Source organism: Glaesserella sp. (genome assembly GCF_041814905.1).
Lineage (GTDB): Bacteria > Pseudomonadota > Gammaproteobacteria > Enterobacterales > Pasteurellaceae > Glaesserella.
Map to the genome: position 1 here is coordinate 18,478 of NZ_JBGXYA010000082.1, position 23,374 is coordinate 41,851.

The 23,374-nt window shown below is 41.7% G+C and carries 20 protein-coding genes; 11 read left to right on the forward strand and 9 right to left on the reverse strand.

Annotated elements, in window-relative coordinates:
- Positions 1 to 82: 82 nt before the first annotated feature.
- The gene (locus tag ACEYJ7_RS11180) at positions 83 to 961 is read left to right on the forward strand and encodes a LysR family transcriptional regulator (RefSeq protein WP_373779178.1); all 879 of its coding nucleotides are present in this window, start codon (positions 83 to 85) and stop codon (positions 959 to 961) included.
- Between the two features lie 353 nt (positions 962 to 1,314).
- Here the strand turns inward: ACEYJ7_RS11180 and ACEYJ7_RS11185 are convergent, their stop codons facing one another.
- A complete protein-coding gene (locus tag ACEYJ7_RS11185) occupies positions 1,315 to 2,334 on the reverse strand; it encodes an NAD(P)-dependent alcohol dehydrogenase (RefSeq protein ID WP_373779179.1) in 1,020 nt (339 codons plus the stop codon).
- A 146-nt stretch (positions 2,335 to 2,480) separates the two neighbouring features.
- On the opposite strand from ACEYJ7_RS11185, the gene trmL reads away from it, so the two are divergent.
- The gene (trmL, locus tag ACEYJ7_RS11190; protein ID WP_373779180.1) at positions 2,481 to 2,960 is read left to right on the forward strand and encodes a tRNA (uridine(34)/cytosine(34)/5-carboxymethylaminomethyluridine(34)-2'-O)-methyltransferase TrmL; all 480 of its coding nucleotides are present in this window, start codon (positions 2,481 to 2,483) and stop codon (positions 2,958 to 2,960) included.
- Positions 2,961 to 3,000: 40 nt separating this feature from the next.
- Here the strand turns inward: trmL and ACEYJ7_RS11195 are convergent, their stop codons facing one another.
- From ACEYJ7_RS11195 to exbB, 3 genes are read right to left on the reverse strand one after another with little or no spacing between them, the layout of a single operon-like run.
- Positions 3,001 to 3,828: an energy transducer TonB gene (locus tag ACEYJ7_RS11195; protein WP_373779181.1), complete on the reverse strand. Its 828-nt coding sequence runs from the start codon at positions 3,826 to 3,828 to the stop codon at positions 3,001 to 3,003.
- A 9-nt stretch (positions 3,829 to 3,837) separates the two neighbouring features.
- Entirely contained in the window at positions 3,838 to 4,227 is a 390-nt protein-coding gene (exbD, locus tag ACEYJ7_RS11200) for a TonB system transport protein ExbD (RefSeq protein WP_373779182.1), read from the reverse strand.
- Between the two features lie 46 nt (positions 4,228 to 4,273).
- A complete protein-coding gene (exbB, locus tag ACEYJ7_RS11205; protein ID WP_373779183.1) occupies positions 4,274 to 4,726 on the reverse strand; it encodes a TonB-system energizer ExbB in 453 nt (150 codons plus the stop codon).
- 181 nt (positions 4,727 to 4,907) lie between these two features.
- Here exbB and glpE point away from each other — a divergent pair, with 181 nt between their 5' ends.
- The 4 genes from glpE to fis all read left to right on the forward strand — a co-directional run bounded on the left by glpE (position 4,908) and on the right by fis (position 7,889).
- Positions 4,908 to 5,237, forward strand: a complete 330-nt coding sequence (gene glpE, locus ACEYJ7_RS11210) for a thiosulfate sulfurtransferase GlpE (protein ID WP_373779184.1) — start codon at positions 4,908 to 4,910, stop codon at positions 5,235 to 5,237.
- Positions 5,238 to 5,315: 78 nt separating this feature from the next.
- Positions 5,316 to 6,371 (forward strand): protease SohB, encoded by a 1,056-nt coding sequence (gene sohB, locus ACEYJ7_RS11215; RefSeq protein WP_373779185.1) that lies wholly within the window; start codon positions 5,316 to 5,318, stop codon positions 6,369 to 6,371.
- Between the two features lie 227 nt (positions 6,372 to 6,598).
- A complete protein-coding gene (dusB, locus tag ACEYJ7_RS11220) occupies positions 6,599 to 7,573 on the forward strand; it encodes a tRNA dihydrouridine synthase DusB (RefSeq protein ID WP_373779186.1) in 975 nt (324 codons plus the stop codon).
- Between the two features lie 19 nt (positions 7,574 to 7,592).
- Positions 7,593 to 7,889, forward strand: a complete 297-nt coding sequence (fis, locus tag ACEYJ7_RS11225) for a DNA-binding transcriptional regulator Fis (protein WP_373779187.1) — start codon at positions 7,593 to 7,595, stop codon at positions 7,887 to 7,889.
- Positions 7,890 to 7,976: 87 nt separating this feature from the next.
- Here the strand turns inward: fis and holA are convergent, their stop codons facing one another.
- The 3 genes from holA to leuS form a co-directional block, all read right to left on the reverse strand.
- The gene (holA, locus tag ACEYJ7_RS11230) at positions 7,977 to 9,002 is read right to left on the reverse strand and encodes a DNA polymerase III subunit delta (protein ID WP_373779188.1); all 1,026 of its coding nucleotides are present in this window, start codon (positions 9,000 to 9,002) and stop codon (positions 7,977 to 7,979) included.
- 6 nt (positions 9,003 to 9,008) lie between these two features.
- Entirely contained in the window at positions 9,009 to 9,509 is a 501-nt protein-coding gene (gene lptE, locus ACEYJ7_RS11235) for an LPS assembly lipoprotein LptE (protein WP_373779189.1), read from the reverse strand.
- A 101-nt stretch (positions 9,510 to 9,610) separates the two neighbouring features.
- Positions 9,611 to 12,196, reverse strand: coding sequence for a leucine--tRNA ligase (leuS, locus tag ACEYJ7_RS11240; RefSeq protein WP_373779190.1), 2,586 nt, complete (start codon positions 12,194 to 12,196; stop codon positions 9,611 to 9,613).
- A 416-nt stretch (positions 12,197 to 12,612) separates the two neighbouring features.
- On the opposite strand from leuS, the gene ACEYJ7_RS11245 reads away from it, so the two are divergent.
- The 3 genes from ACEYJ7_RS11245 (at position 12,613) to thrS (ending at position 16,540) form a co-directional block, all read left to right on the forward strand.
- Entirely contained in the window at positions 12,613 to 13,752 is a 1,140-nt protein-coding gene (locus tag ACEYJ7_RS11245) for an RNA ligase RtcB family protein (RefSeq protein WP_373779191.1), read from the forward strand.
- Complete coding sequence (gene prfH, locus ACEYJ7_RS11250) at positions 13,749 to 14,363, forward strand: peptide chain release factor H (protein ID WP_373779192.1); 615 nt, start codon at positions 13,749 to 13,751, stop codon at positions 14,361 to 14,363. The genes ACEYJ7_RS11245 and prfH overlap by 4 nt, the downstream gene beginning before the upstream one ends.
- 245 nt (positions 14,364 to 14,608) lie before the next feature.
- Positions 14,609 to 16,540, forward strand: a complete 1,932-nt coding sequence (gene thrS / locus ACEYJ7_RS11255; protein WP_373779193.1) for a threonine--tRNA ligase — start codon at positions 14,609 to 14,611, stop codon at positions 16,538 to 16,540.
- Between the two features lie 55 nt (positions 16,541 to 16,595).
- Here thrS and dxs read toward each other — a convergent pair whose 3' ends face one another.
- Together dxs and suhB are read right to left on the reverse strand one after the other, a co-directional pair.
- Positions 16,596 to 18,446, reverse strand: coding sequence for a 1-deoxy-D-xylulose-5-phosphate synthase (gene dxs / locus ACEYJ7_RS11260; RefSeq protein ID WP_373779194.1), 1,851 nt, complete (start codon positions 18,444 to 18,446; stop codon positions 16,596 to 16,598).
- Between the two features lie 113 nt (positions 18,447 to 18,559).
- Complete coding sequence (suhB, locus tag ACEYJ7_RS11265) at positions 18,560 to 19,372, reverse strand: inositol-1-monophosphatase (protein ID WP_373779195.1); 813 nt, start codon at positions 19,370 to 19,372, stop codon at positions 18,560 to 18,562.
- A 157-nt stretch (positions 19,373 to 19,529) separates the two neighbouring features.
- Between suhB and ACEYJ7_RS11270 the strand changes: the two genes are divergently transcribed.
- On the forward strand, positions 19,530 to 20,588 hold the full coding sequence (locus ACEYJ7_RS11270; RefSeq protein ID WP_373779196.1) for a TrmH family RNA methyltransferase: 1,059 nt from the start codon (positions 19,530 to 19,532) through the stop codon (positions 20,586 to 20,588).
- Positions 20,589 to 20,900: 312 nt separating this feature from the next.
- Positions 20,901 to 22,652, forward strand: a complete 1,752-nt coding sequence (locus tag ACEYJ7_RS11275; protein WP_373779197.1) for a ShlB/FhaC/HecB family hemolysin secretion/activation protein — start codon at positions 20,901 to 20,903, stop codon at positions 22,650 to 22,652.
- The last annotated feature ends 722 nt before the right edge of the window (positions 22,653 to 23,374 follow it).

A 23,374-nucleotide genomic window follows, 5' to 3' on the forward strand; every position in this document is an offset into this window, starting at 1 on the left:
TTAAGATGGGTGCATTGTAATTAAAGTGGATTTACTTGATAATGTGGCAAATAATGAAAACTATTTTAAGTTAAACTTGAAAATGGAAAATGCAAAACGATTATTGATTTTTAATGAAGTCATCAAAAAAGGCAGTATGAGCAAAACGGCGCAAAGCTTGGGAATGACTGCCAGTGCAGTGAGCCAGCATTTGCAAAATTTGGAACGTGATTATGGTTTGAAATTGCTGAACCGTAACACTCGCCGTTTGGAACTCACGGAAGCGGGGCGGATTTTGTGGCAACAAACGGAAAAATTGGCAGACATTATGCGAGAAACGCAGGAAAAAATGACCGCACTGAAAGCCAAACCGAGTGGAACCGTGCGTTTGTCGTTGCCTACGGGCTTTGTGCGTTGTCGTGAAATTCGGGAATTAATGCGTATTATTGATCAGGATTTCCCCGAGATTAGGTTGGTGTTGCTTGCCGAAGATTCGCTGGCACAGCTGCAACAAGGCACGGCAGACATTGCGTTGCGTGTGGGCGAAATCAGCGATTCAATGGATAATGTGGTTTATCGTTTGGCGGATTGGACGATGTTTATTGCCGCATCGCCTGAGTATTTGGCAGAAAATCCCATTACCCAACCCACGGATTTGCTCACGGCACATTGGTTGAATCACAGCGATTTTGTGTTGTTCAATGCCTTTGAAACCTTGAATCTGCCCAAAATTTTGCCTGAAAAACGCACCGAATGCCCGAATATGTCGGCAATTGCGTATTATTTGGCAACGGAAGGAATGGGGCTGACCTTTATTTTGGAAGGTGAATTGCAGGTTTTTGAAAAAAATCACCGCTTACAAAGCGTGTTACCTCACGCCAAATTACCCCAAAAACGCATTTCCGCCGTGGTCGCCAACGCTGCCCAATCAGCCAAAAATGCCGCCGTGTTGAATGTGTTGAAAAGGGTGTTTAAACAGTAAGAAAATAAAAAAGACAAGCGGTTGGATTTTGGGGAAATTTTGCAAAAAATTCACAAGTTCCGACCGCACTTTCTCCAATTACCCCATCAACTTCGCCAAAAATGCTCTTAAACTCAAGCATTCAATACCTCATAGCGTGGCATTTTGTGGATCAGAAAAGCGTTGGCAAGGTATCCGAAGCTCAATGAGTCATCGGTGCAACAACTAAACATTTTTTTGATTTCCATGCCGTTATTGAGTGTAAAAGGGGTAAACAAAGGGTTGTATTTGGGGGGCATTTTGCTCTCCGAGTAAAATGAGATTGTATGAAATCAGACCGCTTGCACTTCTCAAGCGGTCGTTTTCGGGCTTAATTATGCAAAATCATTTTTAAGAACGACACGATAGCGTGCTTTGCCTTCTTGCACATGGCGAATTGCATCATTAATTTGCGACATTGGGAATTCTTGTACAACCGGAGTAATCTGTTTACGGGCAGCAAATTCCATCATCGTTCTTAAGTGAATCGGTGCACCGGTTGGAGAACCGGCAACTGATTTTGCACCTTCAATCAATGAAAACGCCGGAATTTCTAATGGTTTCAACACGGCGCCGACGATATGTAATTTCCCTTCCGGTTTCAGTAAAGATAAATAAGCATTCCAATCTAAAGGTACATTGACGGTTACCACGATTAAATCTAAGCTGCCTTTTGCTGAAGCAAAGCTTTCGGGTTTGGTTGAATCCAAAATATGATGTGCGCCTAAAGCACGGATTTCATCATATTTAGACGGGTTTGAGCTAAAAGCGCTAACTTCACAACCCCAAGCGTTGAAAAAGCGTAGAGCCATGTGTCCTAAGCCACCGACACCCACAACGCCCACTTTATGATGAGCTTGGATATTGTGTTGTAGTAACGGCTGAAATACCGTAATACCACCACATAGCAGCGGTCCAGCCTTGGCATAATCAACCCCTTGCGGCATTGGAATAACCCATTGCCATTGAGCGCGGACTTTATCGGCAAAGCCTCCCGTTTTTGCCACGGTCGGTACAGCACTTGCACAAACATGATGTTTACCGTCAATACAAGGATCGCAATGTTGGCAAGATTCAGCGGTCCAACCTACGCCAACCATTTGTCCGATATGTAACCCTTTGGCTTCACTCCCTAAACGGACGATTTCGCCAATAATTTCATGCCCTGCGACAAGCGGATATTGGCTCATTCCCCATTCATTGTTCATCATTGATAAATCAGAATGGCAAATGCCACAGTAATATACTTTAATTTCTACTTCGTCCGCTTTTAATGCGCCGGCATCGTAGTCATAACGCTCTACAGGCGAATTTGGAGCATGTACGGCATAGGCGCGGATGGTATTTTCGGTCATAGTGTTATCCTTCAGATTAAAAAATGGAAAATTTCCGAAGGTATTATAGCGTGATTGGCTCAATGAGTTGAGTAATCCGCGTTTTGTGCTTTGCTTAAATTGATTTTGACTTCATAATTCAACCAAATTATTTACCTAGGATAGTTATGTTAGATATTGTGTTATTTGAACCGGAAATTCCGCAAAATAGTGGAAACATCATTCGTCTTTGTGCCAATTGCGGCTTTCGTTTACATATGATCGAACCGTTCGGTTTTACTTGGGATGATAAAAAATTGCGTCGTTCGGGCTTGGATTACCGTGAATTTGTCGATATTCAGAAATACTGTAACTTTGCAGATTTTATTGAAAGAGCGCAGCCGAAACGGTTATTTGCGTTAACCACTAAAGGTGAACCGAATCACAGTGATGTGAGTTATCAGCCGGGCGATTTTTTGATGTTCGGTCCGGAAAGTCGTGGTATTCCGAAAGTAATTTTGGACGATTTACCCATGACGCAAAAAATTCGTATTCCGATGTGCAAAGACAGCCGTAGTATGAATTTATCAAACGCCGTTGCCGTGGTGGTTTATGAAGCTTGGCGGCAATTTGGTTATCAAAATGCCGTGCCGAGACAAAATATTTAGCTAAAAGCCCTTGGCTTTGTATAAACCAAGGGCTTCATTTTTAATGAATTGAAAATCGTACCGGTACGATTAACGATGACGGGAAACCTGCCGGCGGCGGTGAGTTCATGCGCGTGCTTTGAGCGGCTTTCACTGCGGCATTATCCAAATTGGTGTTACCCGATGATTTTGATACATTAACATTGGTGACTTGTCCTGATGAGGAAACCGAAAAACTCAATGTGACGGTACCGGTTTTACGCATCATTTTTTCGCGTTGCGGATAAGCGTTATAGGCTCGTTGCTGTAACATTTTCTGTAATTGTGCTTTGTAAGCATTCAGTTCGTTACCGCCTGCGCTATTGCCCGATGCCGTTGCATTACCGCTCGGCGAACCTTTCACTATGCCTGCTTGGGTTTTGGATCCTTGAGCCGCATTGGGAATGGCTTTTTCAACTACGCCTTGTTTTGCCTCAGGTCCTTTTTCTAATGCTTTTATGGCTTTGGGTTTTTCTTTAGGCGTTTTTTTCGGCTTTTCCTTGGGCTTTTCTTTCGGTTTTGCTTTCTCTTTCGGTGGATCTTTAGGTTTTTCCTTCGGTTTTTCTACGGCTACAGGTGGTTCTGGTTTGGGTTCAGGAATAGGCTTCGGCTCCGGTTCGACTGCCGGTTCCGGTTTGTGCTCTGGTTCCGGTTCTTTCATTGGCTCGGGGGATGCTGCCACTTCCGGTTGTTCCAAACGTGCTGCTAACATTTCAATTGAAATATTGGTCACTTCTTCCACTGCTTGGGTTTGCGGTGATGATTTGGCAACATACCAAATACTGGCAAAAACCGTTGCATGAAACAAAATAGAGCAGAGCAGACCAATGAGTGAATGGCGTTTTTTCATCATGACATCCTACTCTTTGGCGCTCTCTTTTTTGGTGACAATCGCCACGTTTTTAATTTCGTTTGCTGCTAAAAGATCGGTCAATTCAACGAATTTTTCAAAGGTTACCGCGGCATCGACTTTTAGGGTAACTTTTTGTGTTTTATCCCAAGTCGCAATTTCTGTATTCAACTGCTCACGATCAATCGGTTTGTCGTTATAGAAGAATTCGTTTTTTTCGGTGATGGTTAACAATTTGGCTAATTCATCCGCTTTCATCGTTTGGGTCGTGGTGGCTTTGGGTACATTGACCTGAATTTTACCTTGTGAAATAAAAGATGCGGTAACCAAGACAATGGCCAACAATACCAACATAATATCGATGAAGGGAATGATGTTAATCTCATCAAATTTTTTCATTACGGTACCTCTTCAAATTTGCAAATTTTTCGTCAAAACCGACCGCTTACACATTAGTTTTGCGCGCTGCAATTGCCTGCCATTTCAATTTGTTATGTTCTACTTTTCGACCGAAACCGTTGTAAAACACCATCGCCGGAATCGCGACTAAAATACCGACTGCCGTTGCTTTTAATGCTAATGATAAATGTACCATAATCGAGGCGGCATCAATGTCGCCACCGGTATTTCCGAGTTCATAAAAGGTTAACAAAATCCCGACGACCGTACCTAATAATCCGATATAAGGCGCATTAGAGCCAATGGTGGAAATGGTAGTGAGATTGTGGGTTAAATCAATTTCCAGTTCTTCTAAGGTTTGATAATGCTGTACATCCACTTTTTTATAAAACAAAACGCGTTCGATGACCTTGGCAAACAAGATAATGCTCATTAACGCGAGTAGTCCGAGAATAATGTAGTCAATATAGCTTTGTAAAAAATGAAAAAGTTGATCCATTGGCGCTATCCTTAAAAATACAAAAAGAAGAAAAAAGCGTGCTAGTTGCACGCATTTGAGAATTGTTCTTATTATATGAAATTTGGTTAAAATTTCAAACTAAATCCGACAGTAATCGATTTACAATTTACGATTTAATGCTATATTCGCGCCTTTTAAGGCAATAAAACACAGAATAAATATGGAAGAAACATTTATTGAAATTACTCCGCAACAAGCATGGGAGATACTCCAAAGTGAGGATGATGCCGTATTGGTGGATATTCGCGACGCTATTCGTTTTAGTTACAGCCATCCGAAAGATGCGTTTCATCTGACAAATCAAAGTTATGGGCGGTTTCTGGACGAATACGACTTTGAGCAACCGATTATCGTTAGTTGTTATCATGGTGTCAGTAGCCGTAACACAGCTCAGTTTCTGGTAGAACAGGGCTTTGAGCGGGTATATAGCATTAAAGGCGGCTTTGAAGGCTGGGTAAGAGCAGAATTACCGATCGAGGCAGCATATTAATATTTACATTTACAAGCGGTGAGATTTTCGCAAAATTTTGCAAAAAAGTGACCGCTTGTTGACATTAAGGGGAAAATTATGTGGAAAGAAATTTTACTTAACTACGGTATTTTTTTATTAGAATTATTAACTATTTTCGGCATTATTGCCATGGTCGTCATGCTGATTTTAGACAGCCGTAAACAGCCGGAAAACGGCACGATTTCAATGACCAATTTAACCGAAAAATATCAAGATCAACAAAAAAGTTTGGAGAGCTTCTTTTTAAGTGAAGCGGAGCAGAAACATCAAGAAAAATTGGAAAAGAAAGCGGAAAAAGAGAAAGTGAAAGCTGAGAAAAAGCGCTTAAAAGAGGGGAGTGAAAAACCGCAGGAAGAAGAAAAGGCGCGCTTATTTGTGATTGATTTTCATGGTGATATTCAAGCCAATGCGGTTGGAGCTTTACGCAAAGAAATCGATGCGATTTTGACCTTGGCAAATCCACAAAAAGATGAAGTATTAATTAAATTAGAAAGCCCGGGTGGTGTCGTTCATGGATATGGATTGGCTGCATCACAACTACAGCGTTTAAGAAACGGCAATATTTCGCTGACAGCTGCCGTGGATAAAGTGGCGGCAAGCGGTGGTTATATGATGGCTTGTGTCGCCAATAAAATTATTGCGGCGCCTTTTGCCGTAATCGGTTCAGTTGGGGTCGTGGCACAGGTGCCGAATATTCACCGTTTGCTGAAAAAGCATGATATTGATGTGGATGTGATGACTGCGGGTGAATATAAACGTACCGTTACTTTTGTCGGCGAGAATACCGAAAAAGGCAAGCAGAAGTTCCAACAAGAATTGGAAGAAACTCATTTATTGTTCAAACAGTTTGTCGCAGAACATCGACCACAGTTAGTGATCGACAAAGTAGCAACCGGCGAACATTGGTTTGCCAAACAAGCGTTAGAATTGAATTTGGTTGATGAAATTTCGACCAGTGATGATTTGATTTTGCAAGCCACTAAAGAAAAAGACGTGATTGAAATAAAATATCATCAGAAGAAAAAATTGACTCAACGTGTCGGCGAACAAGTTGAATCCAGTGTGGAAAACCTCGTAGGTAAGTTTCTGAATAAAAATCGTTCTTATATGTGATAAGAATTATCCGATAATTTGATTAATTTAAAAATTTGTGAAGATTGTCGAATAAATAGTCTTCCAAAAGACGTAAAAAATGCGTATTATACCCGTCCCTAAGTCAGTGGTTTGATAAAAACTGCGGACAGTGAGATGTTAGAAAAGTACGGTTTTAAGCCGTACTTTTTATTTGGAAGTCACTCTTGTTAAATTTGTTTTAAAATTAACCACTTGGATAGAGATCGATGCGTATAGGTCAATATGAAATTCAAAACCGTATTCTCCTTGCGCCGATGGCCGGGATTACCGACCAACCTTTTCGTCGATTATGTACAAGGTTTGGAGCGGGTTTAACATTTTCAGAGATGATGTCCACAAATCCTGAAGTGTGGCATACCGAAAAATCAAGATTGCGTTTAGCTCATCATGAGGAAATCGGTATTAATGCTGTACAAATTGCGGGATCGGATCCCTCTGAAATGGCAAGTGCGGCAAGAGTTAATGTCGAGTATGGCGCAGACATTATTGATATCAATATGGGATGCCCAGCAAAGAAGGTGAATAAAAAAATGGCAGGATCTGCCCTTTTACGTGAGCCTGATTTGGTTGCTCGAATATTAGAGGCTGTCGTTCAAGCCGTGGATGTGCCTGTAACATTAAAAATTAGAACAGGTTGGGATCCTGAAAACCGAAATTGCTCGGATATTGCCAAAATCGCCGAACAGGCAGGCATTTCTGCACTGACAATTCATGGTCGCACCAGAAGTTGTTTATTTGAAGGTGACGCAGAATATGACAGTATTAAGGCAGTAAAACAAGCGGTTTCGATTCCAATTATTGCTAATGGTGATATTACCTCTGCTGAAAAAGCAAAACAGGTTCTCGAATACACACAGGCCGACGCTGTGATGATAGGTCGAGGCTGTTTAGGGCGCCCTTGGTTGTTTTCGGAAATCGAAAACTTTTTGGAGAAAGGAATTCTCATATCGACTTCATCGTTAGATGAAAAATGCCATACAATGTTTGAGCATATTCAGGAAGTCCACCGTTTTTACGGAGAAGAAAAAGGATACCGAATTGCTCGGAAACATGTTGGTTGGTATATCGAGCAACTTAAACCAAATTCAAATTTTAGACGTACTTTTAATGCGCTTGATTCTACTTCGGAACAGCTTAATGCATTAGAAGATTTTGTGAAATCGATTCATCAAGAATCTTAATAAGCCGGATTTAAAAGACATGTTAGAACAACAATCAACACAAAACCCATTGACCGTAGCAATGCTTAACGCACAAGCACAACAAGTGAATAAACCACTTCGTGACAATGTAAAACAAGCATTGAGAAACTATCTTTCTCAATTAAACGGTGAAGATCCAACAGAATTATATGAGTTGGTGTTATCAGAAATTGAGCATCCGATGCTGGATATGGTAATGCAATATACGCGTGGCAACCAAACGCGTGCTGCCACGATGTTAGGTATTAACCGTGGTACATTACGTAAAAAATTAAAAAAATACGGTATGGGCTAATTAATATTCTTTAAGCCATAACGTAAAACAATATAAAAAAACCTCATCAACTCGGTTGATGAGGTTTTTTATTAAGCAATTAGCGTGTCAGTGAAACAATATTCCGAATCTTTCTAATTCTTCCCAAATTTCATCACTGAATTCCTGTTTTGCCTTTTTTTCTAATTGTGCCAAAGCTTGAATCAATGTATATAATTTATGGTAGGTCAGACGTTGCACTGCATTTTGGTAAAGCACACGGCGATGTTGCCAGATCTTCAAACGGTCAAATTCGGCACGTAAATTACCAATAAATAGCGGTTGATTCAGATTCGACATTGGTTGAGGTAAACGAGTCACTTCAAGCAATACAGTGAGTTCTTTCTGAATAATTCGTAGCAACACAACCGGCTGAATTTCTTCATTTTGCAAATGTTTCAGAATCCGCGATGCTCTGTTCATTTTGCCTTCCAGTAAAGCGTCAATCCACTGAAAAGGAGAGAATTGAGCTGATTGCTCAACCACTTCTTTAGCACGGTTAACACCGATTTTATCATCGGAAAAACGCAGTTGTAACATTTGTAATGCTTGTTTTAACGCTAATAAATTTCCTTCGTAGCTATAGCAAAGTAGCTGAATTGCTTCTTGATCGATATTGAGTTTCATCAATTTTGCACGATGTTGAAGCCAAATCGGCATCTTGCTGATATCGGGTGTTTGGCAATTGACTAATATGACTTGCGATTCAATTCGCTTAAACCATGCCTGTTTTTCCATCGGCTTAGTCAGTTTGGGAGAATGTAAAATAAACAGCAAATCTTCGACAGATAAGCTGAGCAATTCCGTAAGCTGTTTCTGCTGGAATACGGTTAGATTTTCCGGGAGATTGAGAATAAAAATTTGGCGGTTGAAAAATAATCCGTTTGATTGAGCTTGTTCAAACAGATCTTCCCATTTTGTATCATTAGCAATAGTAATTTCTAACTTTTCATCAAATTCGCGTTCACGAGCGGATAAGCAGATAGCATCTTTTGCCTCACCAACCAATAACAGATCCTGCCCTGTTAGCAAATAAAAAGGCTGTAATCCTTTTTCAAGGGCAGGGTTCAATCCTTCCGGGAAAATACGTTGCATAGTGAATTATTGTGCTTTAGTCGAAGAAAGTTCAGTATGTAAACCCGCGACTTTAATGAGTAGCTGATGGGAAGCTTGTTCATACATTTGTCGCATAATACTTTCTTGTTCTTCTGATTTTGCCAGAGCAGCACGAGAATCATCAAAGAAAGTTCGATAAACAGAAACTTCTAATGGATAAGCACCTTTGTTTGGTACTGTCACTGTCGCTTTTACGGTTAAACTCAATATTTTTTCTGCTTCACGCGCTTGTTTAAATACTGAGGCTACTTTTGAAGAGCTTTCCGTTGAATTTAAGCGTAGATTTGCCACATCAGCCGACTTAGGCACAATAGTAATATCGCTTAGCAGCATCTGCTGACGCAGAATACGAGACATATCACTATATTGGTCTGCACTTTCAAAACTCAGCGTACGTAATTCTTCAGGAAATAGCTCCTTATTTTTAAAATGCCAACCGCAAGCGGTCAGAAACAGCACAAAAACGAGAGAGAGTTTTTTAAACATAATTTCTCCTTATGCTTTATAGCTAGCGCGAGCATCTCGCTCGTGCTTTCCATATCTTATTTGGCGCGAGCGAGACGCTCGCACCAACATTAAATAACGCGTTAGCCTTTCACTGCAAAGCTTAACATCTTAAACGGTACATAGATCTCTTTCACGATTTCTACGCCTTCAAGATATTTCGCCACATTTTCATCAGCTTTCGCAATGGCTTTGACTTCATCTTCTGTCGCAGTTGCTGATACGGTAATTTTGCCACGCACTTTACCGTTTACTTGCACCACAACGAGTTTTTCATCTTCTATCATTGCTTTTTTATCTGCCACAACCCAAGGTGCAAAGTCGATTGAACCTTCATTGCCTAAGGCTTGCCATAATTCAAAGCAGATGTGCGGAGTGATTGGGTAGAGCATACGGATCACCGCATTTAATGCTTCTTCCATTACCGCTTTGTCTTGATCATTAACAAGCGGTGCTTTGGTGAGCTTATTCATCAATTCCATAATTGCCGCAATTGCGGTATTGAATGTTTGACGTCGACCAATGTCATCACTCACTTTCGCAATGGTTTTGTGTACATCACGACGTAAATCTTTTTGCTCTTTGTTTAATGCCGCAGGATCTAATGTAACTGTGGCCGGTGATTGTGCATATTCATAGGCTAAATTCCAAAGACGACCTAAGAAACGTTTTGCCCCTTCTACGCCAGACTCTTGCCATTCTAATGTCATTTCAGCAGGGGAAGCGAACATCATAAATAGACGCACGGTATCCGCACCATATTTTTCTACCATCTCTTGTGGGTCAATACCGTTGTTTTTCGATTTTGACATTTTGGTCATACCGCTGTGTACCAACGCACGCCCTTCTTTGTCAAAGGCTTTCAAAATACGCCCTTTTTCATCACGTTCAACGGTCACTTCGGTTGGCGACACCCAAATACGTTCATTGGTCGGGCTGGTGTAGTAATAAGCGTCCGCTAACACCATACCTTGACAGAGTAATTTTTCTGTCGGTTCATCGCTAGTAACAAAGCCTGCGTCACGCAGTAATTTGTGGAAGAAGCGGAAGTAAAGTAGGTGCATTGTCGCGTGTTCGATACCGCCGATATACTGATCCACCGGTAGCCAGTAGTTTGCTTCTTCTTTGTCTAACATACCTTGTTGATATTGTGGCGAGGTGTAACGTGCGTAATACCAAGAAGATTCCATAAAGGTATCGAAAGTATCTGTTTCTCTTAATGCCGGCTGACCGTTATAAGTGGTTTTCGCCCATTCTGGATCTGCTTTGATTGGGCTTTTCACGCCGTCCATCACCACATCTTCAGGTAACACCACAGGAAGATCTTGCATTGGCACAGTGACGGTTTCGCCATTTTCAAGGGTCAGCATCGGAATTGGCGCACCCCAGTAACGTTGGCGAGAAACGCCCCAGTCACGCAAACGGTAATTGACTTGACGTTTACCGATCCCCATTCCTTCTAATTTGTCGGCAATGCCTTTGAAAGCGGCATCAAAATCTAAACCGTCAAATTCCGCAGAGTGAATCAATGTACCGTGTTCAGTCATTGCCGCTTTGCTGAAATCCCATTCAGAACCATCAAGCGGTGCGATCACCTGTTTAATTTGCAAATTGTATTTTTGAGCAAATTCAAAATCACGCTCATCGTGAGCAGGTACTGCCATGACCGCCCCAGTGCCGTAGTGCATCAACACAAAGTTTGCGACCCAAACCGGTAGCTCTTCACCGGTGAACGGGTGAACAGCAAATAACCCTGTTGCCATGCCTTTTTTCTCCATGGTGGCAATATCCGCTTCCGCCACTTTGGTATTTTTCGCTTCTTGAATGAAGGAGGCTAATGCAGGATTGCTTTCTGCCGCAAGGGTTGCTAATGGGTGAGCCGCCGCCACTGCCACATAGCTCACGCCGTAGAAAGTATCAGGACGAGTGGTATAAACAGGCAAGGTTTGATCAGTGCCTTTCACTTTAAAGGTGATTTCAACCCCTTCAGAACGACCGATCCAGTTGCGTTGCATGGTTTTGACTTGATCCGGCCATTGCGGAAGGTTGTCCAAGCTGGTTAATAATTGTTCGGCATAATCGGTGATTTTAATAAACCACTGCGGAATTTCTTTTTGTTCCACCGGGGTATCACAACGCCAGCAACAGCCTTCGTGAACTTGCTCGTTCGCTAATACCGTTTCATCATTCGGACACCAGTTTACCGTTGAGGTTTTCTTATATACCAAGCCTTTTTTATATAATTCGGTGAAGAACCACTGCTCCCATTTATAATATTCGGGACGGCAAGTGGTCACTTCACGATCCCAGTCGAAACCAAAGCCCAATAACTTGAGCTGACCTTTCATATATTCAATATTTTCATACGTCCATTTTGCCGGTGCGGTTTTATTTTTTACCGCCGCCCCTTCCGCCGGCAAACCGAATGCGTCCCAACCCATCGGTTGTAACACATTTTTGCCGTTCATACGTTGATAGCGGGAAACCACATCGCCGATCGTATAGTTACGCACGTGTCCCATATGCAGACGACCTGACGGGTACGGGAACATCGATAAACAGTAATATTTTGGTTTGCTTTCGTCTTTAATTGCTTTGAATACTTTGTTTTCTGCCCAGTATTGTTGAACTTTCGGTTCAATCTCACTTGGGTTATATTGTTGTTGCATAGTTATTGACCTTAAATTTAAGCGAAAAAATTGTTGCCTAGAATAGCAAAATTTTGCCTGTTGTTGAACGACAAGCGGTCGGTTTCGGCGGATTTTTTGCAAATATACGATAAATACCGCTTTGGTGTACCAGGATAATTTACACTTAACAACATCAGCGTTTTTTTACGCTTAAAATATTTAAGATAACTATCCCCCTTGACTTCTTTGAAAAACTTCTTAGAATTCGCACGTTTTATTTCTCACTCAACTGCAAAGGAGGTCACCATGTTATTGACAATTTCATTCCTTGCAGGCAGTTCCAAAGCATAACTTTTCTTGAAGTCCACTTTGGCGAAAGCCTGCCAATCCTCTCAATAGAAACCTTTTTATTGAGGTTTTTCTATTGCCGAAAAATTTCACATTGGTAAACAAAAATGGACAATTCAATTCAGCAACTTGCTGAAAATATTTTATTAATTGCCTCTCAAAAAACATGGATTGAGGGAAACGCAGTTCAACAATTACAAACCACCGCAAAATTAGACGGAATGAAACAAGTCGTCGGCTTACCTGATTTGCACGCAGGACGAGGCTATCCGATTGGTGCGGCATTTTTTTCCGTTGGTACACTTTATCCAGCATTGATTGGTGGTGATATCGGCTGTGGTATGGCATTGTGGCAAACCACAATTAAACAATCGGGATTGCATCTCGACAAATTGGAGAAACGCATCGGTAATATCGACAAGCGGTTAGAAACGGAAAATATTTTGCAAATTTTTCCTGAAATCCGACCGCTTGCAGACGGTACTTTTGCTTGCGGCACTATCGGTGCGGGTAATCATTTTGCCGAATTATTATCTTTAGATACCGTTTATTGCCGTGAAACAGCAGCAGAAATCGGGCTAAACAAAAAGTGCTTACAGTTATTGATTCACAGCGGTTCTCGTGGAATTGGCGGGGAAATTTTACGCCGTCATATAGAGCTGTTCGGGCATCGGGGGTTATCGGATAATTCGCCGAATTTAGCGGATTATTTAATACAACATCAGTTTGCACTTGCTTATGCGGAGCAAAATCGACAGCTAATTGCGCGGCAGATTTTGGCAAATCTTGCCGCTCAAGGCGAATGTTTACTGGATATTCCGCATAACTTTGTGGAGCAAGCGGAATTTGGCGGTCAACAAGGTTGGCTTCATCGCAAGGGTTCTGCACCCTCAGATCAAGGTTTGGTCATTATTCCGGGTTCTCGAGGTAGCTACAGTTATTTGGTGAGACCGACAGAAACGGATGTTGCATTACGCTCTTTGGCGCATGGTGCCGGTAGAAAGTGGAACCGCAATGAATGTAAAGGGCGTTTATCGCATTACATTCAGCAGGAACAACTAGTTCGGACAGAGTTTGGTAGCCGTGTGATTTGCCGCAATAAAGATTTGTTGTACGAAGAAGCGCCACAAGCCTATAAAAGCATAGAAACCATTATTGATACTTTACTGCAAGCAGGACTGATCACGCTGATTGCTCGCTTTAAACCACGACTTACTTATAAAGTGAATCAGGAGGAATCACAATGATTTTATTGCAATTCTCTTCGGCTCAAGGCCCTGCCGAGTGTTGTTTCGCTGTTGCGAAAGCGGTCACCGCACTTGAAAAAGAGGCGGCTGCCACAGGCATTAAATTAGCAATGTTGCACAGTGAAGCGGGTAATCAGCCCAATACATTGCGATCTGCAATGATATCCTTGCAAGGTGATAATGCGACAACGCTGGCAAAACAGTGGTGTGGCACGATTCTATGGATTTGTGAAAGTCCTTATCGACGTCACTATCCGCGTAAAAACTGGTATATTGGCTGTGAACTTTTAGCCGAACAAACGCATATTGCGGACTCAGAAATTCGGTTTGAGACAATGAGAGCCAGTGGTGCCGGTGGTCAACATGTCAATAAAACCGATTCGGCAATTCGAGCAACACATATTGCAACAGGAATTTCCGTTAAAGTACAGAGTGAACGCAGCCAACACGCCAATAAGCGACTTGCCGTATTGCTCTTACAAGCAAAATTAGCAGAAATGCAACGTGCTTTGGATGCCGAACAGAAAGCACAACGCCGCCATTTACATTATGAAGTTGAGCGAGGCAATCCGATAAAAACCTTTAAAGGCGTCCACTTTAAAGCGATTTAACCGACAGGCGGTTTGTGATTACACAGGATAGGAATATTTTGTAAAACATACCGCCTGATTGATTTTTTATGGTAAAATTAGCCCGCTTTTTCGTCCGCCCGTTTGTGAGGGCGAGTAAAGCAACTTGCAAAAAATTTTGAAAAACTGACCGCTTGCAAGCGGTCTTTTGTTTTGAAAAATTTACGAATTTTATTTAAACCAACAAGTAACCTTTCGTATGGGTTACCACTGTATAAGGATTAACAATGCCAATTATTACTTTACCTGATGGCTCACAACGCCAATTCGACAACCCAGTTTCTGTGATGGAAGTTGCTCAAAGTATCGGTGCAGGCCTTGCGAAAGCAACGATTGCAGGGCGTGTAAACGGTGAACGCCGTGATGCTTCTGACATTATCAGCGAAGATGCAACCCTTGAAATTATTACCGCAAAAGATGAAGACGGTCTAGAGATCATCCGTCACTCTACGGCACACTTACTGGGTCACGCAATCAAACAGCTTTTCCCTAACGTGAAAATGGCGATCGGTCCGACAATCGACAACGGTTTCTATTATGACATTGATTTAGACCGCTCTTTAACGCAGGAAGATCTTGATGCACTTGAAGCGCGTATGTTGGAACTGGCGAAAACCAATTACGATGTGGTGAAAAAACGTGTGAGCTGGCAGGAAGCGAGAGATACGTTTGAAAGCCGTGGCGAGCCGTACAAAATGGCGATTTTGGACGAAAATATCAGTAAAGATGATCGTCCAGCACTTTATCATCACGAAGAATATATTGATATGTGTCGTGGTCCACACGTGCCGAATATGCGTTTCTGCCATCACTTCAAATTACAAAAAGTGGCAGGGGCATACTGGCGTGGCGACAGCAAAAATAAAATGTTGCAACGTATTTACGGTACGGCGTGGGCGGATAAAAAACAACTTGCCGACTATTTACACCGTTTAGAAGAAGCGGCAAAACGTGACCACCGTAAAATCGGTAAAGCGTTAGATTTATACCATATGCAAGAAGAAGCGCCGGGTATGGTGTTCTGGCACAATGACGGCTGGACGATTTTCCGTGAGCTTGAAACTTTCGTGCGTACTAAGTTAAAACAGTACGATTATCAAGAAGTGAAAGGTCCGTTTATGATGGATCGTGTGTTATGGGAAAAAACAGGTCACTGGCAAAACTATGGTGATTTAATGTTCACTACCCAATCGGAAAACCGTGAATATGCGATCAAACCGATGAACTGCCCTGGTCACATTCAGATCTTCAATCAAGGCTTAAAATCATACCGTGATTTACCGTTGCGTATGGCGGAATTTGGTTCTTGCCACCGTAACGAGCCGTCTGGTTCATTGCACGGTTTAATGCGTGTGCGTGGTTTTACCCAAGATGACGCCCATATTTTCTGTATGCCAGAGCAAGTAGAAAGCGAAGTAACATCCTGCATTAAAATGGTGTATGACATTTACAGCACTTTCGGCTTTACGAACATTCAAGTGAAACTTTCAACCCGTCCAGCAAACAGCATTGGTACAGATGAAATGTGGAACAAAGCCGAAGCAGACTTAGCGGCAGCATTAACGGCTAACGGCTTAGCCTTTGAAATTCAAGAAGGCGAAGGTGCATTCTACGGTCCGAAAATTGAGTTTGCCTTGCGTGACTGTTTAGATCGTGAATGGCAATGCGGTACGATCCAGTTGGACTTCTTCTTACCGGAGCGTTTAAGTGCCTCTTATGTGGCAGAAGATAACGACCGTAAAACGCCTGTAATGATCCACCGTGCAATTTTAGGCTCAATCGAGCGTTTCATCGGCATTATCACCGAAGAATACGCAGGCTTCTTCCCCGCGTGGTTAGCCCCAACCCAAGCGGTTGTGATGAACATCACTGACAGCCAAGCGGAATATGTTCAACAAGTGGTAAAACAACTTTCTGATGCAGGCTTGCGTGTGAAAGCGGATTTACGCAATGAAAAAGTGGGCTTTAAAGTGCGTGAACACACCCTACGTCGTGTGCCTTATATGCTTGTTTGCGGTGATAAAGAAATCGCTGAAGGCAGAGTGTCTGTGCGTACCCGTAAAGGTGCGGATTTAGGCACATACAAAGTGGAAGAGTTTGTCGAAATGCTCAAAAAACAAGTACGTGGACGTGAGTTGAAGTTACTTGGGGAAGCGTAGTTTTCCTTTCAAACAATAAAAACCCGATAGGCGAGAGCTTATCGGGTTTTGTTTTTTATCCTAATACGTTATGAATTTTCGCTTCAATACCTTTGGCATCTAAACCTAAATCGGTATAGGCTTCGGATTGGGTAGCTTGAGGAACGAAGAAATCAGGAATTCCGAGCATGACAAGCGGTCTGATTTTGCCGATATTTTGCAAATACTCATTCACAAAGCTCCCGGCTCCGCCTTGAATTGCATTTTCTTCAAGCGTTACGAGTAAATCGTGGTTGTCGGCCAATTCGCTAATTAATTTTTCATCAAGAGGTTTGGCAAAACGCATATCAACAAGGGTGTATTGATTCTTTTCGGCAACAATTTTCGCTTCATTTAAAAGTGCGCCAAAATTCAGAATCGCGACTTTTTTGCCTTGTTTCAGAACTTTACCTTTACCAATTTCTAATGCTTGCATCGGTTCAAGTTCAACACCTTGTGCGTTACCGCGCGGATAACGCACTGCAACCGGACTATTCATGGTGTAAGCCGTATAAAGCATTTGACGCATTTCATTTTCGTCGCTCGGGCACATGATGGTCATATTCGGGATACAACGCATAAAGCTCAAGTCAAACGCACCTTGGTGGGTTTGTCCGTCGGCACCGACAATGCCGGCGCGGTCAATGGCAAAAATCACTGGAAGGTTTTGAATAGCAACGTCGTGAATCAGTTGGTCGTAAGCGCGTTGTAAAAAACTGGAATAAATAGCTACCACGGGTTTATAGCCGGCAATCGCTAAGCCGGCTCCGAAAGTGACTGCGTGTTGTTCAGCAATGGCTACGTCAAAATATTGTTGAGGAAAACGTTTGGAAAATTCGACCATCCCGGAACCTTCGCGCATTGCAGGGGTGATACCGATAATTTTGGGGTCACGCTCTGCCATTTCACACAACCAGTTGCCAAAAATATTGGAATAGGTTGGTGCCGATTTGCTTTGTGGTAATTTACCGCTAGTATGGTCAAATTTCGGTACACCGTGGAAACCGATTGGATCTTCTTCTGCAGGTATATAGCCTTTACCTTTCTTGGTTTTGATATGCAGAAATAACGGCCCGGTCATATGACGCATATTGCTGAGCGTTGCAATTAATTCGTCAATATCATGTCCGTCAATCGGTCCGATATAGTTGAATCCGAGGGTTTCAAACATGGTACCGACCGGTGATACAAAGCCTTTTACGTGTTCTTCGGTTTTTCGCACGAATTCTTTAATCGGTGGAAGTCCGGAAAGCAGTTTTTTGCCGCCTTCGCGAAGCGTGCCGTAAAAAGAACCGGTAAATAGGCGGGCTAAGTGATTATTTAGCGCCCCGACATTTTCTGAAATTGACATTTCGTTGTCATTGAGGATCACCAACATATCGGTATGAATCGAGCCTGCGTGATTGATCGCCTCAAATGCCATACCGGCGGTAATGGCACCGTCACCAATCACACATACGGTTTTGCGCCCCGCATTTTCTTTTGCCGCAGCCACGGCGATACCTAATCCAGCACTGATGGATGTAGAAGAGTGACCGACACTTAGCACATCAAATGGGCTTTCTTCACGCCAAGGGAACGGATGTAAGCCGCCTTTTTGGCGGATGGTATGCATTTGGTCACGGCGGCCGGTAAGAATTTTATGCGGATAGGCTTGATGCCCAACGTCCCAAATCACTTGGTCAAAAGGTGTTTGATAAACATAATGCAACGCGACGGTGAGTTCCACTGCGCCTAGTCCGGAGGCTAAATGTCCGCTCGATTGGCTTACGCAGTCAAGCAAATAAGCGCGTAGTTCATCGCATAATGCTCGGAGTTGATCTTTCGGCAACAAACGCAAATCTTCAGGAGAGTTGATTTGGCTTAAAAGAGGATAGGTTTTTTGCATAACGTTTATCTTATTATTCACGGGCAATGCCCTACAAAGTGACAAAAAGTCGAAATATTTTTGCAAAAAAAGCGCACAAACCGACCGCTTGTTTCTGCTTTTAATGGTTTAAATTAGCTCTTTAGTGCTTCGGTTAATGCAGGTTGAATGGTATTTAAAATTTCTTTAACTACACGGGCATTACCGGCAACGACGTTACCTGACGATAAGTAATCAGTTCCGCCAACGAAGCTAGTGACTAACGCACCGGCTTCACGAGCAATTAAATCACCGGCTGCACAGTCCCAAGGCTTAAGTCCGATTTCAAAATAACCGTCTACTCGTCCTGCGGCAACATAAGCTAAGTCAAGCGCAGCTGATCCGCTACGGCGAAAATCCGCAACTCCGTTATTCATTAACCCTTCAAGCATATTTAAATGTGCCGGACGATGTTGTGCGGCTTTGAACGGGAACCCTGTTGCCAATATAGCAGCGTTTAAATCGCGACGTTCGTTATCAATACGTAAACGGAATTCGTTTAATTTAGCACCTTCGCCGCGAACACCGGTAAATAGTTCGTTACGAATCGGATCATAAACGACGCCGACTTCAGTACGTCCGTTTACACGAATCGCAATAGAGACTGCAAAATGCGGGAAACGTTTAACAAAGTTGGTTGTACCGTCCAATGGATCAATCACCCATTGAACATCGGTATTTTCGCCGGCTAATACGCCCGATTCTTCACCTACAATAGAGTGATCAGGGTAAGATTTACGTACGACTTCAATAATTGCCGCTTCCGCCGCTTTGTCGATTTCAGTGACATAATCATTTGAGCTTTTATTGGTCACTTGCGTGTCTTGAGGCGCTTGCTCATAGCCTTTGGCAATAATATTGCCCGCTTTTCGTGCCGCACGAATAGCGATGTTTAACATTGGATTCATATTTCCACCGGATTTTAAAGAACATAAAAGGATAAAGATTATAGAGAAAGTTCCTAAATAAAGGAATAGGGCTGATAAAAAAGCCTATCTCGCCGATCGTCTCTCTGCTATACTTTCATTCGTTTTCCTTCCTAATGATTTAATCTAAAGAATTCCTATGACTAGCAAATTTAATCAAAATAAACCGCACTTTAAAACTGTCGAAGAGCGTCGTGAGCCGAAATTTAAATCTGATTCCCGTGATAATAAATTTAAAGCGAGAGAACGCGACGAAAAGCGCAGTGATAAACGTAATGACCGTTTTAGCCGTAATGAATACTCATCCTTTGAAAAACGCGATGAAAAACCAAATTATGCGATTTATCCGAGTGAAGGCAAAAAAGCCGGTAGAGAAGGTTCGGTACAGATTAGTGTAAAAGGCAGCAATCGTTCGGCAGAAAAGAAAACGGGTCCGCTTTCGCCTCGCGCACCGGAAAAAATCCGTAATAACCGTGCGACAGAAATGAAAATTTATGGTGAAAATGCCTGCCATACTTTATTCCGACAACGTCCCGAAGCGATTGTCCGTCTGTGGGCAACCGTTGAAGGAGCAAAAAAAGCCGGAGAATTGCTCAGTTATTTAGCAGATAATAAAAAAGCCTATCATGTGGTAGACAGTGAAGAGATGGAACGTGTTACCGGTACCGAGCATCATGGTGGGATCTGTTTGCTAGTTAAGAAATCGGCTCCGTTCTCACTGGAAGGCTATTTACAAGTAGAGCGTAAGCGTGACTGTTTAGTGTTATTGGACGGTGTAAATAATGCTCAAAATGTGGGTGGAATCATTCGTACTTGTGCATTCTATGGTGTGACCGGTATTATCGTTGAAAGTCATGATACATTAAATTCAAGCAATGCAGCTCGTGTTGCCGAAGGCGGATTGGAATTTGTTCATGCTCTAGAAACCAAACATAAACAGATTGCCTTGACTCAATTACGCCATGCAGGCTATCAAATTGTGCAGTTAACCCGCCAAAAGCAAGCCAAATCTTTAGCTAAGGTGAAGTTGGGCGAAAAAGTAGTCTTTATTTTAAGTGAAGTGGTTCCAAATGAAGTGGAATATCCGGAAGATACCGCCGTACAACTTTCTTTTGTGAATCCGTTGAACAGCGGTTTAAATGTTGCAGTAAATGCCGGTATTTTATTAGCTCAGTGGTATCAAACGCATTTCGTTTAGTCTTAAAAAAGGGTGGCATTTACACAAAATTTACATGTATTGAATAATAAAAATAAATAAATATCCCGGTGATAAATCCGCCGGGATATTTATTTATAAGCCTTCTCGTTTCCTGTCTTCAAGTTTAGCGAGTTTTAGTAAATTTTTGCTAAACTTATGTTTTTAATAAAGAAAACTCTTTATTGCAATTTGTGTAAGTCTATTTTAAAAATTAAAAGTTAGATAAATTTTCAGTATGACTATTTTATTGATAGCGCAGAATGGGTAGGATTTACTTGCATTTTCTAATAAAAATAAAATAGAGTCTTGAATATGTCTAAATATATTTTAGCGGTTTTACCTTTTTTTACCTTTATTCCCCCCGTCAACGCAAATACATTAGCAGATTTAGCCGGTGTTGATGCGCAACAGCAGCAGCGTCAATTACAGCAGACGGAAAGACAATTAGCACATTTAAAACCGGAAACTGATGTTCGTTTAGATATTACAGAGGTTGATGAATCTCTCCGCTTTCCTGCAAAAGAATTAGATTGTTATTCGATTAATCAAATTGATTTTGTGGATTATCAAAGTGAAAAACCGCCTGTACCAAGCCGCTTTTCGCGTGTTTACCAAAAAGTGATTGCCGATCTGAAACTTAAATTGCCTCATTGCTTTGGTGGTGAAGGTATCAATGTATTGGTTAAACGTATTCAAAATGAAATTATCAAGCAAGGCTATATTACTACTCAAGTGATTGTGCCTGATCAAGATATTAACACGGGCAAACTTACATTAATGGTAGTGCCGGGTAAACTGCGCAATATCTTCATCGAAGATAACAGCAGTGAACCGCGTTTTAGTCGTTTTCAAGCTTGGAACGGCATGGCGTTACAGAAAGGTGATGTCTTACAGTTGCGTGATCTTGAACAATCTCTAGAAAATTTTAAGCGTTTGCCAACCGTTGAAGCGAATATCGACATTATTCCCAGCACAGAAGAAGGGGCAGAAATCGGCGACAGTGATGTAAAAGTCAGTTATGAGCAGCGTTTTCCGATTCGTTTGAATATCGGTTTAGATGACGGCGGTTCAAAATCGACCGGGAAATGGCAAGCCTATGCGACATTTGCCGTGGATAATTTGCTTTCAGCCAACGATCTTTTCTATACCTATTTCATGCACAGTATTAAGCGTAACAGTGATGAACCTGGCAAACGCAGTAGTCGTAATTTGCTTTTTTACTATTCTATCCCTTTCAGAGAGTGGTTATTGAGTTTGTCGTATAGTGATAACCGTTATGATCAGCGTATTTACAGTACATTCAATAATGATTACCTGTATGAAGGAAACAGCCGAAACGGTAACGTCACTCTTTCACGCTTACTTTATCGTGATAACCAACGTAAAACTTATGCTTCGTTTGGTGTTTGGAGTCGTAAATCCTACAATTATATTGATGATGTCGAAATCGCCGTTCAGCGACGGAAAATGTCGGGCTGGGAAGCGGGCATTGCTCATAAAGAGTTTTGGGGAAACAGTACGGTAGAAGTGGAACTTAGTTACAAACGCGGAACTGGGGCAAACGGTTCATTACGTGCACCGGAAGAAGCGTACGGAGAAGGGACCTCCCGCCCGCAGATTCTTTTTCTTTCTTTAGCTTATACCAAGCCGTTTAAAGCTTACGAGCAAGATTTCTTGTTTAACAGCCGATGGGAGCAACAATGGAGCTTTACTCCGTTAATCGCCCAAGATCAATTCAGTATTGGCGGTCGTTATACCGTACGTGGTTTTGACGGTGAACGCTATTTAGCAGGAAATCGAGGCTGGTTGTGGCGCAATGATGTAAGCTGGTTTATCAACCATAGTGCCCATGCATTTTATGTTGCACTTGATGCCGGCGATGTACGCGGAACGCACAATCGTAAATTCCAAAACGGGCATCATCTGATTGGAAGTGTTGCAGGATTTCGCGGATATTGGAAAGGGTTGAATTATGACTATTTTGTCGGTGCGCCTATACATAAACCGCAAGGATTCCAAACTTCCCGCATCGTTACCGGATTTAGTGTCGGATATTCTTTCTAATATTACATTAGTCGTAACAAGCGGTCATTTTTCGGTATAATTTTGCAAAATTTTAAATAAAAAAGACCGCTTGTTATTTAATGATTTGAAAATTATTTGCTAAACAAAAAAATAATATCAATATTCTGTTTTTTATATTGCATATTTATATGTTTAAACATGGTTAATCATTGTGAATGAAATGTAGAAAATGATTTGTTGAGTAGTTTGCAAAAGGTGTTTTAAGTTAATTTACAACAGTTGGTAAAACATTACGATTTGTTGTTAGCGAACGAAAATATATGTTTGTATAATACCCAAGTTTTTAAATAATTTATAAAATTTATATGGTTTGCATGATTTAATGCTATGTTTTGATTCGGTTAATTTATTTGGAGTGAGATTTTCCAAGTAATATATGCCGTATCTCTCTTTATTTTTAGGTTAATATTTAAGGGAATAAACGGAATTATATCGGTGAGTGACAGGCATCACGTCAGAATTATTCCGTTGATAACAAAAGTCGGAATTTTTATTAAAATTTATCCGGCGGAACACGGAAGCACCATCATCATTTTTATTATATCAATCTAAATTAGAATAATAATAAGCGGTAAGTTTCGGATGAAATTTTGCAAAAAATTTAACGAAACCTACCGCTTGTATTTAGCACAGGCGAGGATGCTTGCGCAATCAGAAAGAACCATGATCAAGAAATTGAAAAATGCCATTAGGGTAATTTT